Consider the following 15,672-nt stretch of genomic DNA (forward strand, 5'->3'; position numbering starts at 1 on the left):
GACGCGCGCGCAGCGCCCGCACCCTGCAGCGCAGCCCGGTGCTGTTGGCCCAGCTCGCCCTGCTGGCCTTGCTGGGCGCCGCGCCCGCCAGCTGGGCGCAGGATCTGCTGATCCGCAACGCTACCGTGCACACTGCCAGCGCGCGCGGCAGCCTGGAGCACAGCGACGTGCTGGTCCAGGGTGGGGTGATCCGCGCCGTGGGCACCGGCCTGGCCGCACCGGCCGGCGCCACGGTGGTGGAGGCCAACGGCCGCCCGCTGACACCGGCGTTCTTCGGCGGCATCACCGATATCGGCATCGACGAGGTGTCCGGCGAGTCGACCACCGTGGACAGCGGGCTGAAGCTTCAGGACCAGCCCATGCGCCCGGAGTTCGACGTCACCCTGGCCTACAACCCGGCCTCGGTGCTGATTCCGGTCGCGCGGCTGGACGGCATCGGCTTCACTGCATTGGGGGCCAACACCGACGGCAGTTTCATCGCCGGCCAGGGCGGGGTGATGCGGCTGGACGGCAGCGCCGATCCGATCGGCCCACGGGCGTTGTTCATCCGGCTCGGTTCGTCCGGCGCCGAACTCACCGGCAGCTCGCGCGCGGCGCAGTGGATGCTGCTGGAGCAGATGGTGAGCGAAGCCCGCAACCGGGTGCCGGTCGATTCACCACATGCCCTGCTCACCCCCGCCGGCCGCGCCACGTTGGCGCGCTACCTGGCGGGCCAGGGCCGGCTGGTGGTGGAGGTGGACCGCGCGGCGGACATCCGCCAGCTGCTGCGCTGGGCCGCACGCGAGAACGTCAGCATCGCCATTGCCGGCGGTGCCGAGGCGTGGCGGGTGGCGCCGTTGCTGGCCCAGGCGAACGTTCCGGTGTTCGTGGATGCGCTGGGCAACCTGCCCGCCAGCTTCGACCAGTTGGGCGCAACGCTGGAAAACGCGGCACGCCTGCAGGCCGCCGGCGTACAGGTCAGCTTCGCCCAGCGCGACGACGCCTCGCACAACGCGCGCAAGATGCGCCAACTGGCCGGCAACGCAGTGGCCAACGGTCTGCCCTGGCAGGCCGGCCTGGCGGGCCTGACCCGGGTGCCGGCGCAGGTGCTGGGCGTGGGCGACCGGCTGGGCAGCATCGAGCCGGGCAAGCTGGCCGACCTGGTGTTGTGGGACGGCGATCCGCTGGATGTGGCCCACTACGCCGAGCAGGTCTGGCTGGGCGGGCGGGCGATGCCGATGCGTTCGCGCCAGACCGAGCTGCGCGACCGCTACGCCGCACCGGCTGGCACCGAGCCGCGCGCATACTCGCGCTGAGGACGGGAACCGGGCCCGGCCCGGCAGCCCCCCGTAGCGCCAGGCCCTGCCTGGCTGACGCCCGCCGCCAAGGAAATCCATGAACCTGCGTTGGTACTTCGATTTCGTCTCGCCGTTCGCCTACCTGCACTGGCAGCAGCTCAAGACCCTGCCGCAGTTCGAGCGGATCACCCCGGTGCCGATCGCCTTCGGCGCGGTCCTGCACCACCTGGGCAACCTCGGCCCGGCCGAGATCCCGGCCAAACGCCGCTTCGCCTACCGGCAGGTGCTGTGGCAGGCGCAGCAGCAGGGCGCCATCCTGCGCTTTCCACCGGGCCATCCGTTCAACCCGCTGCCCGCACTGCGCCTGTGCCTGGCCGCAGGGGCGACGCCGGCGGCAGTGGACATCCTGTTCAACTGGATCTGGCGCGACGGTCGCGCCGCCGATACCCCGCAGGCGCTGGCCCTGCCCGGGGCGATGCTGGACATCGCCAACGTCGCAGCGGCGGTGGCGGCGCTCTCGGTGAAGGAACAGCTGCGCCAGAACACCGAGGCAGCCATCGCCGCCGGCGTGTTCGGGGTCCCCACCCTGGCCATCGACGGCGAGCTGTTCTGGGGCAACGAGGCCCACCCGCTGATCGAGGCGGTGCTGGCCGATCCGGGCCTGCTGCTGCAGCCGGAATGGCAACGGGTGCTGGACCTGCCGGTCGCGGTGGAGCGCAGCCGCCCAAGCTGACCGGCCTGGTCAGGCAACGGGACCGTTTTTGAGATAGCTTTCACACTTTCGAACCGACACCCTGCCTGGAGGGGGCAAACAGGATGCGCATCGGAATCGTGGTCGACTCTGCCTGTGATCTACCGCAGGACTTCATCCAGCAGCACAACATCGTGCTGCTGCCCATTACCGTGCGGATCGGCGAGGCCGTGCTGGCCGACCACCGCGACGAACAGGCGACCTTGAGTTTCCTGCATGCCCATGTCGCCGAGAACGGCGCCGAGGCGGAAACCATTCCCTTCAGCGTGGTGCAGATCCGCGATCTGTTCCTGGGCAAGCTGGTGATCGATTACGACCATGTGTTCTGCATGACGATCACCAAGACCCGCAGCCCGATCTACGACAACGCGATGCAGGCCAGCTTCGCGATCCTCAACGACTACAAGCCGGTGCGCCAGGCGGCAGGCTTCAATTCGCCGTTCGCGCTGCGGGTACTGGACACCCAGAACCTGTTCGCCGCGCAGGGCATCACCGCCGTGGAAGCCGTGCGGCTGCGCGACAGCGGCGCCGGCGTGCAGCAGATCCGCGAACGGCTGGAACAGCTGGCGTTGAACGTGCACGGCTACATGGTCACCCGCGATCTGTACTACATGCGCGCCCGCGCCCGCCACAAGGGCGACCGCAGCGTGGGCCTGATCAGTGCCGCGCTGGGCAGTGCGCTGGACATCAAGCCGGTGCTGCACGGGTACCGCGGCACCACCGGTCCGGTGGCCAAGATCAAGGGCTTCGACAATGCGGTGCAGAAGCTGTTCGACTTCGTCGGCCAGCGGGTCAAGGGCGGGCTGATGACCCCCACCGTGTGCGTCAGCTACGGTGGCGAACTGGCCGACCTGCAGGCGCTGCCGGGCTACGCCAGCCTGCGGGATACCTGCAAGGCACATGGCGTGGACCTGTACGAATCGGTGATGAGCCTGACCGGCATGGTCAACGTCGGCAAGGGTGCGGTCACCATCGGGTTCGCCGACGAACCGCATACGTTCGCCGCCTGAGCCCGCACGCTGGGCCGCCATCATGGCGGTCCAGCCACCCGGCCGTTCCTGCACACCGATTCCACCGCGCGTCTGCCAACCTTGCCGCATTCAATGGAGGCAACCATGTCGCAGTACTTCATCAGCCTGCCGGACCCGTCCAAGGCCCGTGGCAACGATTCCGAACTTTCCTTCCACTCGCAGAGCGCGGCCGGCTTCGCCGAGGAGCTGCAGGACGCGCTGCGCACCACCTCGCTGTTCGACCGCTGGCGCGCCAAGCAGCCCGACCCGGACGCGGTCGACGCGCAGTGGGGCGTGACCGATCCGGCGGCCACCGTCACCGGGGAACAGAAAGACCTGCGCATCAACCTGGTGGCGACCACCACGCTCAACAGCGATGTGTTCAAGGAACGCCTGCGCCTGCTCGCCGGCCACCACTGGGAACTGCGCGACGTGCGCTGACTGGCGGTCAGCTTCCCGTCAGGCATTTCACAGGGCTCGTGCAGGGCGCTCCGGCATGGTGAGGTTGAACCTGCCCTGGAGTACCCGATGCGACTGCGATTGCCTGCTTCTGCTTCCCTCCTCGCCCTGGCATTGGTTGCCGCGGTCCCCGCGATGGCGCAGGCACCCGCTGCACTGCCGGCCCCGATCGCCGAAGGCAGCACGCTGGCGACCGGACCGCGTTCGGATCTGCATGCGCAGGTATTGCTGGACCGGGCGCACTTCTCGCCGGGCCAGATCGACGGCCTGCTGGGCTCCAACCAGAAGCGCGCCGTGGCCGGTTTCCAGGCCGCGCGTGGGTTGAAGGTGACCGGTGAGCTGGACGATGCCACCTGGCAGGCACTGCAGCCGGACAGCGCGCCGCCGCTGGTGAGCTACACGCTCACCGCCGACGACGTGGCCGGACCGTTCCAGCCCATTCCAAAGAAGCCCGCCGACCAGGCCAGGCTCAAGACGCTGGGCTTCAGCTCGGTCGGCGAGGCGCTCGGCGAGCGCTTCCATGCCGATCCCAGACTGCTGCAGGCATTGAACCCCGGCGTGGACCTGGGCAAGGCCGGCACCGCGATCCAGGTACCCAACATCGCACCGGCGGCATTGCCGAAGGCGGCCAAGCTGGTGATCGACAAGTCCGATTCCACGCTGCGCCTGTACGACGCGGCGGGCAAGGTCTACGCGCAGTTCCCGGTGTCGTCGGGCAGCAAGCATGATCCGCTGCCGATCGGGGAATGGAAGATCCTGGGGATCTCGCGCGATCCGCCCTTCCATTACAACCCCAAGCTGTTCTGGGATGCCAAGGCCGGTGACCGCAAGGCCACCCTGCCGCCGGGCCCGAACAATCCGGTCGGGAAGGTCTGGATCGACATCTCCAAGCCGCATTACGGCCTGCACGGGACGCCCGAGCCGGGCCATGTGGGCAAGACCGAATCGCACGGCTGCGTGCGCATGACCAACTGGGACGCACTGCAGGTGGCCGACGCGGTAGACGCCTCGGTGCCTGTGGTGATGCAGGAGTAATCCGATGATGCTGACGCGACTGCTGGCACTGGGTGTGGTGGTGGGCGTTGCTGGCTGGTGGTTGCTGGCGCCGGATGGGGATGCTGAGGGTTCCGCGGCGGCGCCTGCTGCGTCCGGGGTGCTGCAGAGCCGGCCAGCGGCCGGCACTACCGGGCGCCTGACCGCTACCGCCGAGGGCAGCCAGGCCGGGCCTGGCGCTGCGGGATCGTCGACGGCGGGCGTTGCCGGGGGGGCCGAGGGCCGGCCGACGGCCGGCGCTGTAGGGGGGACCATGGCTTCCGAGGGTCGGCCTGCGGCCGGTGCTGCCGCAGCTCCTTCCGGGCTACTGCTGCCTGTGCAGGGGATCACCCCTTCGCAGCTGCAGGACACCTTCACCGACGCGCGCAGCGAAGGGCGGGTGCACGATGCGATCGACATCCTGGCGCCGGATGGCACCCCGGTGCTGGCAGTGGCCGACGGCACCATCGAAAAACTGTTCAACAGCGAGCGCGGCGGGCTGACGGTGTACCAGTTCGAGCCCGGCGGCACCTACTGCTACTACTACGCGCACCTGCAGCGGTACGCGGACGGCCTGGCCGAGAAGCAGGTGGTCAAGCGCGGCGACGTGATCGGCTATGTCGGCAGCACCGGCAACGCCAGCCCCGATGCCCCGCACCTGCACTTCGAGATCCACCGGCTGGGCGCGGAAAAGCAGTGGTGGAAGGGCGAGTCGCTCAACCCCTACCCGGTGCTGCGCGGCGAGCAGGCCCTGCCCTGACCGGGTCCCGGGCGCGGTGAGCTGAACCGGGATGCCCGCCGGATTGGCCCCGTCGTCCCGAAGGTGCGAGAATCCCCGACCCTCCCTTGCAGGCCGGCGCACCGTCGCCCGCCCCTTACCCGAGCCTACGTGAAGACCCCCGAAAGCCTGCAGGCGCTGATCGAAGACGGCGTGATCGACGAAGTACTGCGTCCGCTGAAGAGCGGCAAGGAAGCAGCCGTGTATGTGGTACGCAGCGGCGACGACGTGCGCTGCGCCAAGGTCTACAAGGACATGGCACAGCGCAGCTTCAAGCAGCGCGTGCAGTACCAGGAAGGCCGCAAGGTGCGCGGCAGCCGCGAAGCCCGTGCGGTCGGCAAGGCCAGCAACTACGGCCGCAAGCAGCAGGAAACCGCCTGGAAGAACACCGAGGTCGATGCGCTGTACCAGCTGCGCGACGCCGGGGTGCGCGTGCCCGAGCCGCATGGATACTTCCATGGCGTGCTGGTGATGGAACTGGTCACCGACGCCGAAGGGTTCTCCGCCGCCCGCCTGGGCGAAGTGGAACTGGAGGCCGACCAGGCCCGTGAGTTCCACCAGGTGCTGGTGCGCCAGGTGGTGCTGATGCTGTGCTGCGGCCTGATCCACGGCGACCTGTCGCCGTACAACGTGCTGGTCGGTCCGGATGGCCCGGTGGTGATCGACTTCCCGCAGGTGGTCAGCGCCGGCGGCAACAACGCCGCACGCAGCATGCTGCTGCGCGACGTCAACAACCTCACCGCCTACCTGGGGCGTTCGGCGCCGGAGCTGCTGGACACCTGGTACGGCGAAGAGATGTGGGCGATGTTCGAGGCCGGCGAGCTGCTGCCCGACAGCCCGCTCACCGGCACCTTCGTGCACGACGAGTCCACCATCGACCTGGACAGCGTGCGCCACGCCATCAACGACGCGCGCGAAGAGGCGCTGATCCGCCAGCAGGGCCGCGAGGCCGCGGAAGAAGACGACGATTGATCTGCCGCAGGACACGCATGGCGTGTCCTTACGCCCGGTGATCCGCTGGACACGCATGGCGTGTCCCTACGTGGTGCCGACCCGGCGGTAGAGCCACGCCCTGCGTGGCTGCGCGGTGCCGATCGAAGAGCAGCCACGCAGAGCGTGGCTCTACGCCGTTACGCCTTCAGCGCCTTGGCGTGATGCGCGATGTGCTCACCGATGAAGCTGGCAATGAAGTAGTAGCTGTGGTCGTACCCCGGCTGCAGGCGCAACTGCAGCGGATGCCCCGCCGCCGTGCACGCCGCCTGCAACCACTGCGGCTGCAGTTGGGTATCGAGGAACTCGTCGCCACCGCCCTGGTCTACCAGCAACGGCAGCTTCTCGCCCGCCGTGGCCACCAGTTCGCTGGCATCCCAGGCCGACCAGCTGGCCCGGTCCTCACCGAGGTAGGCCGCAAACGCCTTCTGCCCCCACGGCACCCGCGTCGGTGCCACGATCGGCGAAAACGCCGACACGCTGCGGTAACGGCCCGGGTTGCGCAGCGCGATCACCAGCGCGCCGTGCCCGCCCATCGAATGCCCGCTGATACCGCGCGCGTCGTTGGCCGGCAGGTGGGCCTCGATCAGCGCCGGCAGCTCCTGCACGATGTAGTCGTACATGCGGTAGTGCTTCGCCCACGGCTGCTCGGTGGCGTTGAGGTAGAACCCGGCGCCCTTGCCGAGGTCATAGCCCTCGGCGTCTGCAACGTCGTCGCCGCGCGGGCTGGTGTCGGGCGCCACCAGGATCACCGCGTGTTCGGCGGCATAGCGCTGCGCACCGGCCTTGGTGATGAAGTTCTGCTCGGTGCAGGTCAACCCGCTCAGCCAGTACAGCACCGGCAGCTTCTGCGTGGCCGCCTGCGGCGGCAGGTAGACCGCCACCTTCATGTCACAGCCCAGCACCTGTGAACGGTGCTGGTAGACGTCCTGCCAACCGCCACAGGCGGCGCGATGTTCGATGCGTTCCATGGGCTCGGGCCTGATCAGTAGTGGACGACGGAGCGGATCGACTTGCCTTCGTGCATCAGCTCGAAGGCGTCGTTGATCTGCTCCAGGTCCATGGTGTGGGTGACGAACGGCGCCAGCTCGATCTCGCCCTTCATCGCGTCCTCGACCATGCCCGGCAGCTGGCTGCGGCCCTTCACGCCGCCGAACGCGGTGCCCTTCCAGGACCGGCCGGTGACCAGCTGGAACGGACGCGTGGAGATTTCCTGGCCCGACCCGGCCACGCCGATGACCACCGACTGGCCCCAGCCACGGTGCGCGCATTCCAGCGCGGCACGCATCACGTTGACGTTGCCGATGCACTCGAAGGTGTGGTCCACGCCCCAGGTGGTCATCTCGACGATGACCTGCTGGATGGGCTTGTCGAAGTCCTTCGGGTTGATGCAGTCGGTGGCACCGAACTGCTTGGCCAGTTCGAACTTGGACGGGTTGGTGTCGATGGCGAAGATGCGGCCGGCCTTGGCCTGGCGCGCACCCTGGATCACCGCCAGGCCGATCCCACCCAGCCCGAACACCGCCACCGAATCCCCTTCCTGCACCTTGGCGGTGTTGTGCACCGCGCCGATGCCGGTGGTGACGCCGCAGCCCAGCAGGCAGACATGCTCCGGGTTGGCCTCCGGGTGGATCTTCGCCAACGAGACCTCCGCCACCACGGTGTACTCGCTGAAGGTGGAGCAGCCCATGTAGTGGTAGATCGGCTCGCCGTTGTAGCTGAAGCGGGTGGTGCCATCGGGCATCACGCCTTTGCCCTGGGTGGCGCGCACGGCCACGCACAGGTTGGTCTTGCCGCTCTTGCAGAACAGGCATTCGCCACACTCGGCGGTGTACAGCGGAATCACATGGTCGCCCGGCTTGACGCTGGTCACGCCCTCGCCCACTTCCACCACGATGCCCGCGCCTTCGTGGCCCAGCACCGCCGGGAACAGGCCTTCGGGGTCATCGCCGGACAGGGTGAACGCGTCGGTATGACAGACACCGGTGTGGGTGATCCGGACCAGCACCTCACCCTTCTGCGGCGGGGCGACGTCGATCTCGACGATCTTCAGCGGCTCGCCAGCGGCGAAGGCAACAGCAGCACGGGACTTCATGGGGAATACTCCAGGACAAGGAACAGGACAGGACAGCGCGCGGTCGCCCGCACGCTTACTTCAGGTAGGAACGGATCAGCGCGCTCATGTCGCGCACGCGCTCGGCGCGCTGTGCGTCGGACTGCGCCGGCTGGCCGAATTCTTCGCGCAGGTGCGCTTCCATCACTTCGGACATCAGTCCGTTGACGGCGCCGCGGATCGCGGCGATCTGCTGCAGTACCGGCCCACACTCGGCCCCGGCCTCCAGCGCGCGGTCCAGCGCATCGCACTGGCCGCGGATGCGGCGCACGCGGGCCAGGACCTTCTTCTTTTCGTCGGGGGAATGCGGCATGCCGGGCAGGCCCAGAGAACTATACTGGGGGATAGTATACACACCCGCCCGGCGGGGTCACCCTGCCGCACCGCTGGGTGGCGCTGGAAGGCGCCACCCAGGGGCTTGCGCGCGCGGGCCTACTTGCCCGTGACCGCGTCCTGCAGCTTCTCGATTGCCTGGTCGGCGGTGAACGTGTTCGGCTTCTGGATCTTCGGGAAGTCCACGAACGTCTCGTTGAACTTCGTGAGCAGCGCGATCGCGCCGTACACGATGTACACGTGGTTGATGTACCAGTCCCAGTACGTGTTCGAGGTGACGTCGGCAAACTCGTACGGGTCGGTGCGCAGGTTGTAGATCTTGGGAATGCGCATGGAGGTGAACGGTTCGCCCCAGATCTGCATCGTGCCCTTGCAGCGCTGTTCGATGAACGTGACCTTCCAGTTGTCGTAGCGGATGCCGAGGATGTCGCCATCATCGGAGATGTAGACGAACAGCTTGCGCGGGGATTTTTCCACCTTGCCCGTCAGCAGCGGCAGCAGGCTCACCCCGTCGATATGGTTCTTGTAGGTGCGCCCCAGTGCCTTGACCCCTTTCTTGAGGTCATCCACCACGCCGGTGTTGCCGGCCAGCTCAAGGAAGGTGGGCAGCCAGTCGTGGTGCTGCACGATCTCGTTGGAGACCGTGCCCGGCTTGATCTTGCCGGGGTAGCGCGCGACCAGCGGAATGCGGAAGGCGCCTTCCCAGTTGGTGTCCTTCTCGCTGCGGAACGGCGTGGTGCCGCCATCCGGCCACGAGTTGCGGTGCGGACCGTTGTCGGTGGAGTACACCACCAGGGTGTCGTCGGCGATGCCCAGCTCATCCAGGTAATCGAGCAGCGAGCCCACGTTGCGGTCATGGTCGATCATGGTGTCGTGGTACGGCGACTGCCAGCGCCCGGCCTGTCCCAGGCTCTCTTCCTTGGTATGGGTGTACAGGTGCATGTGGGTGAAGTTCACCCAGACGAAGAATGGGGTGTCATCGTCGGTGGCCTTCTTGATGAAGTCCTTCGCGCGTTCGGCGAACTCGTCGTCACAGGTCAGCATGCGCTTGCGGTCGAGCGGGCCGGTGTCCTCGATCTTCTGCTTGCCCACCCGCCCCCAGCGCGGCTGCTCGGTGCTGTCATCGGTGTCGGTGGCGAAGCTGTGGATCACGCCACGCGGCTTGATCGTCTCGATGAAGTCGCCGAACTCCTCTTCCGGGAAGTAGTCGTACATCTCCGGCTCTTCCTCGGCATTGAGATGGTACAGATTGCCGTAGAACTCATCGAAGCCGTGGTTGGTGGGCAGCATCTTGTTGAGATCGCCCAGGTGGTTCTTGCCGAACTGGCCGGTCGTGTAGCCTTCGTTCTTCAGCAGCGCGGCGATGGTGACGATCTTCTCGTTCATGCCCACCGGTGCGCCGGGAATGCCCACCTTGGAGAGGCCGGTGCGCAGCACGCTCTGCCCGGTGATGAACGAGGAACGGCCTGCCGTGCAGGACTGCTCGCCGTAGGAGTCGGTGAACCGCACGCCCTCGTTGGCGAGGCGATCGATGTTCGGCGTCTGGTAGCCCATCAGCCCATGCGTGTAGCAGCTGAGGTTGGAGATGCCGATGTCATCCCCCCAGATCACCAGTATGTTGGGCTTTCCAGATGTGCTGGCCATGCGTTTCTCCAAGGGGCGTGAAGCCCAGATGGTCAACGCTCACGCTGCTGGCGGCCAGCGTGTTTCTACTTAAAACGTCTCAGTAAGTCTTCGACCGGGCGGACATCGGTGTCCGCACAGGGGTCGCTGCAGCGGCAGGCCGCACCCCGGCGGAGTGAAGCCTGCCATGCGCCACGACGCGGGCCGATCAGGTCGGTGCGAAGCCGCGGGTGGTCTTCTTCTCGTTCTTTTCGGCCTTCTTTTCCTTGGCCGTCTTTGCAGGTTTCTTCTTCTGCTCTTTCTTGCTGTCCATACCCTTGGCCATGGTCGTACGCTCGCGGTTGGTAGGGCGCCAGCATGGCACATCCCGGGCGGGCAGGCGCACCGGTGGTCGGCGCCCCCCGCTGTGCACGCCACCGGTACGGCGGCAGCCGGATCATGGGCCTCCCCCCGCCCCTGCGAACACCATGGCCACACCGTCCGGCTCCCGTCTCGTCGTCTATGCCGCGCTGGTCGGCAACCTGTGCATCGCCATCGCCAAGTTCGTCGCCGCCGGCATCTCCGGCAGTTCGGCGATGCTGAGCGAGGGCGTGCACTCGCTGGTCGACACCACCAACGAAGTCCTGCTGCTGTACGGGCTGCACCGCGCGGACAAGAAGCCGGACACCGCCCACCCGTTCGGCTACGGCCGGGAGCTGTACTTCTGGAGCTTCATCGTGGCCCTGCTGGTGTTCGCCGCCGGCGCCGGGGTGTCCGCCTACGAAGGCATCCAGCACATCCGCCATCCAGAACCGGCCACCAACCACCTGCTGAGCTATGCGGTGCTGGGCATCTCCTTCCTGTTCGAAGGCGGCTCGTGGTGGATAGCGCTGCGCGAGTTCCGCGCCACCAAGGGCAGCATGGGGTACTTCGAGGCGTTCCGGCGCAGCAAGGACCCGTCCACCTTCACCGTGCTGCTGGAAGACAGCGCCGCGCTGCTTGGGCTGGGCTTCGCGGCGATGGGCCTGGCCGCCGCCCAGCTGCTGGACATGCCGGTCCTGGATGGCGTGGCCTCGCTGTGCATCGCCGGGGTGCTGGCGGTCACCGCCTTCCTGCTGGCGCGCGAGACCAAGGGGCTGCTGGTTGGCGAGCCCGCCCATCCGGCGGTGGCCCAGCGCATCCTGGCCGTGGCCAACACCGACCCCGACCTGCGCACCGCCAACGGGGTCACCACCATGCAGATGGGCCCCGACCAGGTTGTCGCGATGCTGAGCGCCGAGTTCGAGGACGACCGCACCACGCCGCAGATCGAGGCCTGCATCACCCGCATCGAACGGGCGGTGAAAGGCGAGTACCCCGAACTGGTCGCCCTGTTCATCAAGCCGCAGACACCGGAAGTGTTCAACGCCCGGCGGGCGGCGCTTGCCGCTCCGCACTGAACGTGCGGACCCGGCGGTGGGGGTCGGCGCTGGAGCGGAACAGACCGGCCAGCACCGCCCCACCGGGGAGCGCAAGCAGATACATGGTGCCCGGGCTGTCCGCCCAGCGACCGTCGGCATGCGGGTAGCACATGTAGCCGTAGATCCCGGCCGCAAACAGAATGCCCGCCGCCAGGAACTTGAGCATCTCCTTCAATCCCACGTCCATCGTCCTCCTTCTCCTTACTGCATCCCTTGCCGGTGCCGTTTGTGTGTCGCCGGGGACCGGCGCGCGTCAGCGCACCGGCCTCGCCGCGTTCGCCATGCCGCGGCCGCCGAGCAGCGCCTGAACCGCACGCGCCGCGGAGGCTTCGCCCGCGTCGGTGCGGAACGCGGCCACCGTGCCCAGCAGCTGGGTGGCCTGCTCTTCCATGCTGCGCGCCGCCGCCGAGGCCTCCTCCACCAGGGCGGCGTTCTGCTGCGTGCTCTCGTCGATATGGTCCACGGCCTGGTTGATCTGGACGATGCTGTCGCTCTGCTGCTGCGCGGCCGCGCTGATGCCCGACATCAGCGCGCTGACCCGCTTCACGCCCAGCACGATCTCGTCCATGGTCCGCCCCGCCCCTTCGGCCAGCCGGCTGCCGGTGGCCACCTTGTCCACCGAGTCGCCGATCAGCTGCTTGATCTCCCGCGCCGCCGTGGACGAGCGCTGCGAGAGCGAGCGGATCTCCGAGGCCACCACCGCGAACCCCCGCCCATGTTCGCCCGCACGGGCGGCCTCCACCGCCGCATTGAGGGCCAGGATGTTGGTCTGGAACGCGATGCCGTCGATCACCCCGATGATGTCGACGATGCGATGCGACGACGCGGCGATCAGTGACATGGTCGAGACCACCTCCTGCACCGCGTGCCCGCCCTGCGCCGCCACGTCCACCGCCCCACCCGCCAGCTGGCTGGCCTGGCGCGCGTTGTCGGCGGTCTGCCGCACGTGGTCGGTGAGCCCCTGCAGCGATACCGCGGTTTCCTCCAGCGACGCAGCCTGCTGTTCGGTACGCCGCGACAGGTCATTGTTGCCCTCGGCGATCTCGCCCGCGCCGAGCGCCACGTTGTCGGCCACGCGCTTGATGCGGGCGATGATGGACGCCATGGAGTCCACCAGCGCATTGATGCCGTTGCAGAGCTCCGCGATCTCGCCGTGCATGCCGGCCGTGGCGATGCGACCGGTGAGGTCACCCGCCTGCGCGGACGCCACCACCGCACGCGTCTGTTCCACGGCACGCTGCAGGGCCTGTGCATCGCGGACCTGCGCGGTGATGTCGGTGGCGTACTTGACCACCTTGAACGGCCGACCGTTCATGTCGCGGATCGGATTGTAGGACGCCTGGATCCACACCTCGCGGCCGTCCTTGCCCAGCCGCCGGTACTGGCCGGCGTCGTACTCGCCCCGGCCGAGTTTCTCCCAGAACGCGCGGTACTCCGCGCTCTGGCGATACGCCGGCTCGGCAAACATGCCATGGTGCTGGCCCTGCACCTCTTCCAGCGTATAGCCCACTGCGGCCAGGAAATTCCCGTTGGCGCGCAGGATGCGTCCGTCCAGGCCGAACTCGATCACCGCCTGGGACAGATCGATGGCGGCGAGCTGCCCGGCGAAGTCGGCGGCCTGGCGCTTCTCGGCGGTGATGTCGGTGGCGAACTTCACGACCTTGCAGGGGTGCCCGTTGCTGTCGAACACCGGGTTGTACGAGGCCTGGATCCAGACCTCGCGCCCGCCCTTGCCCACCCGCCGATACTGGCCGGCATCGAACTCGCCGCGCGCCAGCTTCGCCCAGAATGCACGATATTCCGGGCTGCGGACCTGCTCGGGCTCGACGAACATCGAATGGTGGCGGCCGCGGACCTCCTCCAGCGTGTAGCCCACGGTCTGCAGGAAGTTCGGGTTGGCCGCCAGGATGGTGCCGTCCAGGGCGAACTCGATGACCGCCTGCACCCGGTGCAGCGCGGCAACCTGCGCGTCGAGGTCGGTCTGGTGGCGCAACGCGGCCGACCGCGCGGCGAGGCGGGCAGTGCGGAAGGGAAGCAGAACGGCGATGAGGCGATGCAGCGGCGAGCGCGTGACGGCGGCGGTAATGGGCATCATTCGATCCTCGGGTCCGACAAGCTGAAAGGGCTACGCCGGGCTGGAGGCCCGGTGGGAGTGCTCGATTGGCTTGGGGACTCACGAAGGTCGTCAGCGGGGCGACGTCGCTTGCGTGGGGTACAACAGGTACGACTGCGCTCATTGTGGCGGCGTGGACCGCACAAGCTTGAGCATGACTTATGGCTACCTTTTGTGGCCGAGTTTACGTAGCTCCTGTACTACCGGTGTCGCAAGAATGCGCGGTCCCCGTGATGAGGTGCCGGCGCGGTGGGGGCTGCACGGCACCTCATCGCGGCGATATCAGCGGCTGCGCCGAAGCGCGCCACGGCTGCGGCCCGCCTCGAGTGCGGCCGCCAGCTCAACCGAAGGATGGATGCCGAATATCTTTCGATACATGCCGGCAAAACGACCCAGGTCCCACACGCCGAAGCGCGAGCAGATCAGGGTCACGGTGTCGCCGGGCCGTGCCTCGCGCAGCGCGCGCCGGATCACGTGCAGCCGTTCGATCATGTAGTACTGCTGCGGCCCCATGCCGAAGATCTCGTCGAACGCGCGATTCAGGGAACGCTGCGAGGTCCGCGCGCTCAGCGTGAGTTCGCCAATGGTCGCCTCGCCACGAATACTGCGCTGGATATGCTGCACGCTGCGGCTGATGATCTCGTTGCGCGACACGATCGGCCGCCCCCGGGAGCGGCGCGCGGCGTCGGAGGTGCCCAGCGCGATACAGCGCAGCAATGCATGGATGACCTGCGCGCTGAAGGCGCGCCGCACCATCGGCGCCTCGAACAGGTGCGGGCGGCGCCGGTGTATTTTAAGCGCGCGCACCACCAGCGCGATGAGCTGGCTGATTTCTTCGCGGCCCACCAGCACCGCGTGGGTGCGATCCAGGCGCCCATCGACCAGACCGGATACCTCGCTGGCGCGCGCCTGCACGGCACCGGCGGCCAGGTCCAGCACGATGAAGCGCGAAGTGACGCGCGTTACCCCGTGCACCTCGGTGCCGGGCGCAAACCAGATGAACAGCTCGTCGGTCGCATGGTGCCCCTGCATGTAGGCATCGCTGCCAGGCAACGTGATGTATGCGTGGTAGCGGCCTGCATGGCTCAATCCCCGGTACATCATGGGCGCGCCATCCACACCTAGCATGGCGATCACATCCCCTGCGTCGACCACCTCCAGCGTCCAGTCGCCATGCCCGCGTCCGGTGACGCGCATCTGGCCATCCACGCCCGCCACGGAGTCTGCGTACGCTTCAAAATCGTTGAACGTCAGGATCGCCATCTTGGTGGACGTAACCTCGAAGGGGAAGGCGTGCGGGCGGCGAGCATAGCGCCTCCATCACGCCTGCAAGAGGCTTGGGATCAACATTTTTTTTTGGCGGAGTTTACGTAGACGGACCCTTGCAGAGGCCAGAAAATCCGGGACGTTGTACGCGATGCAATCGCGTTGTCGACGTAACTGCCGCGGGCAGTCATTACCATCGCGCGCACCTGACATGGTGGGCGTTCCGCCGTACCCGCGTATCGGTACTTCCACTGTCGCGGCGGCGGTAAATCTACTTGTCGGTACTATCCAAATGTCGCCATCGGCATGCTTTGCGCACGGAGGCGTGTCGCCGGATCAGTCGTCGCCACGCAGGCGACTGGCATCGGTGGTCGGGGGGCCTGGACGAAGCCAGCGCGCCGGCCCCGATCTTCCCTGCCCGCTTCATCGGCCGGCCGATGGCGCAGCAGATGATTTTCGGCACCTCCGCACTGCGTACGCGGCGGTAA

General features: G+C 67.6%; 15 protein-coding genes and 1 pseudogene. 9 read left to right on the forward strand and 7 right to left on the reverse strand.

Going from position 1 to position 15,672, the window contains the following annotated elements; translation table 11 throughout:
- The first annotated feature begins 38 nt into the window (after positions 1 to 38).
- From AC3ITN_RS16195 to AC3ITN_RS16225, 7 genes are all read left to right on the forward strand, one after another.
- A complete protein-coding gene (locus AC3ITN_RS16195; RefSeq protein WP_489392955.1) occupies positions 39 to 1,295 on the forward strand; it encodes an amidohydrolase family protein in 1,257 nt (418 codons plus the stop codon).
- 79 nt (positions 1,296 to 1,374) lie between these two features.
- Positions 1,375 to 2,010 carry a 2-hydroxychromene-2-carboxylate isomerase gene (locus tag AC3ITN_RS16200; RefSeq protein ID WP_489391167.1) on the forward strand — a complete coding sequence of 212 codons (636 nt, stop codon included), beginning with the start codon at positions 1,375 to 1,377 and terminating at the stop codon, positions 2,008 to 2,010.
- Positions 2,011 to 2,093: 83 nt separating this feature from the next.
- Entirely contained in the window at positions 2,094 to 3,038 is a 945-nt protein-coding gene (locus tag AC3ITN_RS16205) for a DegV family protein (protein ID WP_313347577.1), read from the forward strand.
- A 105-nt stretch (positions 3,039 to 3,143) separates the two neighbouring features.
- Positions 3,144 to 3,479, forward strand: coding sequence for a hypothetical protein (locus AC3ITN_RS16210; RefSeq protein WP_489391168.1), 336 nt, complete (start codon positions 3,144 to 3,146; stop codon positions 3,477 to 3,479).
- A gap of 87 nt (positions 3,480 to 3,566) precedes the next feature.
- Positions 3,567 to 4,532, forward strand: a complete 966-nt coding sequence (locus AC3ITN_RS16215; RefSeq protein ID WP_489391169.1) for a L,D-transpeptidase family protein — start codon at positions 3,567 to 3,569, stop codon at positions 4,530 to 4,532.
- 4 nt (positions 4,533 to 4,536) lie between these two features.
- Positions 4,537 to 5,289, forward strand: coding sequence for a M23 family metallopeptidase (locus tag AC3ITN_RS16220; RefSeq protein WP_489391170.1), 753 nt, complete (start codon positions 4,537 to 4,539; stop codon positions 5,287 to 5,289).
- A gap of 129 nt (positions 5,290 to 5,418) precedes the next feature.
- The gene (locus AC3ITN_RS16225) at positions 5,419 to 6,279 is read left to right on the forward strand and encodes a PA4780 family RIO1-like protein kinase (protein WP_489391171.1); all 861 of its coding nucleotides are present in this window, start codon (positions 5,419 to 5,421) and stop codon (positions 6,277 to 6,279) included.
- Between the two features lie 158 nt (positions 6,280 to 6,437).
- On the opposite strand, the gene fghA is transcribed toward AC3ITN_RS16225, so the two are convergent.
- From fghA to AC3ITN_RS16245, 4 genes are all read right to left on the reverse strand, one after another.
- Positions 6,438 to 7,268 (reverse strand): S-formylglutathione hydrolase, encoded by an 831-nt coding sequence (fghA, locus tag AC3ITN_RS16230; protein WP_489391172.1) that lies wholly within the window; start codon positions 7,266 to 7,268, stop codon positions 6,438 to 6,440.
- Positions 7,269 to 7,282: 14 nt separating this feature from the next.
- Positions 7,283 to 8,392 carry an S-(hydroxymethyl)glutathione dehydrogenase/class III alcohol dehydrogenase gene (locus AC3ITN_RS16235; RefSeq protein WP_313347587.1) on the reverse strand — a complete coding sequence of 370 codons (1,110 nt, stop codon included), beginning with the start codon at positions 8,390 to 8,392 and terminating at the stop codon, positions 7,283 to 7,285.
- A 55-nt stretch (positions 8,393 to 8,447) separates the two neighbouring features.
- Positions 8,448 to 8,723 (reverse strand): metal/formaldehyde-sensitive transcriptional repressor, encoded by a 276-nt coding sequence (locus tag AC3ITN_RS16240; RefSeq protein ID WP_313347588.1) that lies wholly within the window; start codon positions 8,721 to 8,723, stop codon positions 8,448 to 8,450.
- Between the two features lie 119 nt (positions 8,724 to 8,842).
- Positions 8,843 to 10,387 carry an arylsulfatase gene (locus tag AC3ITN_RS16245; RefSeq protein ID WP_489391173.1) on the reverse strand — a complete coding sequence of 515 codons (1,545 nt, stop codon included), beginning with the start codon at positions 10,385 to 10,387 and terminating at the stop codon, positions 8,843 to 8,845.
- A 446-nt stretch (positions 10,388 to 10,833) separates the two neighbouring features.
- On the opposite strand from AC3ITN_RS16245, the gene AC3ITN_RS16250 reads away from it, so the two are divergent.
- A complete protein-coding gene (locus tag AC3ITN_RS16250) occupies positions 10,834 to 11,784 on the forward strand; it encodes a cation diffusion facilitator family transporter (protein WP_489391174.1) in 951 nt (316 codons plus the stop codon).
- Here AC3ITN_RS16250 and AC3ITN_RS16255 read toward each other — a convergent pair.
- The 3 genes from AC3ITN_RS16255 to AC3ITN_RS16265 form a co-directional block, all read right to left on the reverse strand.
- Entirely contained in the window at positions 11,747 to 11,992 is a 246-nt protein-coding gene (locus AC3ITN_RS16255) for a hypothetical protein (RefSeq protein WP_489391175.1), read from the reverse strand. The genes AC3ITN_RS16250 and AC3ITN_RS16255 overlap by 38 nt on opposite strands.
- A 66-nt stretch (positions 11,993 to 12,058) precedes the next feature.
- Positions 12,059 to 13,897, reverse strand: coding sequence for a methyl-accepting chemotaxis protein (locus tag AC3ITN_RS16260; protein ID WP_489391176.1), 1,839 nt, complete (start codon positions 13,895 to 13,897; stop codon positions 12,059 to 12,061).
- A 303-nt stretch (positions 13,898 to 14,200) separates the two neighbouring features.
- Entirely contained in the window at positions 14,201 to 15,181 is a 981-nt protein-coding gene (locus tag AC3ITN_RS16265; protein WP_489391177.1) for an AraC family transcriptional regulator, read from the reverse strand.
- A 383-nt stretch (positions 15,182 to 15,564) separates the two neighbouring features.
- On the opposite strand from AC3ITN_RS16265, the pseudogene AC3ITN_RS16270 reads away from it, so the two are divergent.
- Positions 15,565 to 15,672 (forward strand): annotated as a pseudogene (locus tag AC3ITN_RS16270) (aldo/keto reductase); the annotation flags it as partial.

The sequence above is a fragment of the Stenotrophomonas sp. KH_036_B genome (assembly GCF_057839485.1).

Coding starts and splice junctions, on each gene's coding strand:
- AC3ITN_RS16205 (WP_313347577.1), top strand. CDS start 2,094: ATGCGCATCGGAATCGTGGTCGACTCTGCCTGTGATCTACCGCAGGAC.
- AC3ITN_RS16255 (WP_489391175.1), bottom strand. CDS start 11,992: ATGGACGTGGGATTGAAGGAGATGCTCAAGTTCCTGGCGGCGGGCATT.
- AC3ITN_RS16215 (WP_489391169.1), top strand. CDS start 3,567: ATGCGACTGCGATTGCCTGCTTCTGCTTCCCTCCTCGCCCTGGCATTG.
- AC3ITN_RS16240 (WP_313347588.1), bottom strand. CDS start 8,723: ATGCCGCATTCCCCCGACGAAAAGAAGAAGGTCCTGGCCCGCGTGCGC.
- AC3ITN_RS16200 (WP_489391167.1), top strand. CDS start 1,375: ATGAACCTGCGTTGGTACTTCGATTTCGTCTCGCCGTTCGCCTACCTG.
- AC3ITN_RS16250 (WP_489391174.1), top strand. CDS start 10,834: ATGGCCACACCGTCCGGCTCCCGTCTCGTCGTCTATGCCGCGCTGGTC.
- AC3ITN_RS16235 (WP_313347587.1), bottom strand. CDS start 8,392: ATGAAGTCCCGTGCTGCTGTTGCCTTCGCCGCTGGCGAGCCGCTGAAG.
- AC3ITN_RS16210 (WP_489391168.1), top strand. CDS start 3,144: ATGTCGCAGTACTTCATCAGCCTGCCGGACCCGTCCAAGGCCCGTGGC.
- AC3ITN_RS16220 (WP_489391170.1), top strand. CDS start 4,537: ATGATGCTGACGCGACTGCTGGCACTGGGTGTGGTGGTGGGCGTTGCT.
- AC3ITN_RS16260 (WP_489391176.1), bottom strand. CDS start 13,897: ATGCCCATTACCGCCGCCGTCACGCGCTCGCCGCTGCATCGCCTCATC.
- fghA (WP_489391172.1), bottom strand. CDS start 7,268: ATGGAACGCATCGAACATCGCGCCGCCTGTGGCGGTTGGCAGGACGTC.
- AC3ITN_RS16245 (WP_489391173.1), bottom strand. CDS start 10,387: ATGGCCAGCACATCTGGAAAGCCCAACATACTGGTGATCTGGGGGGAT.
- AC3ITN_RS16265 (WP_489391177.1), bottom strand. CDS start 15,181: ATGGCGATCCTGACGTTCAACGATTTTGAAGCGTACGCAGACTCCGTG.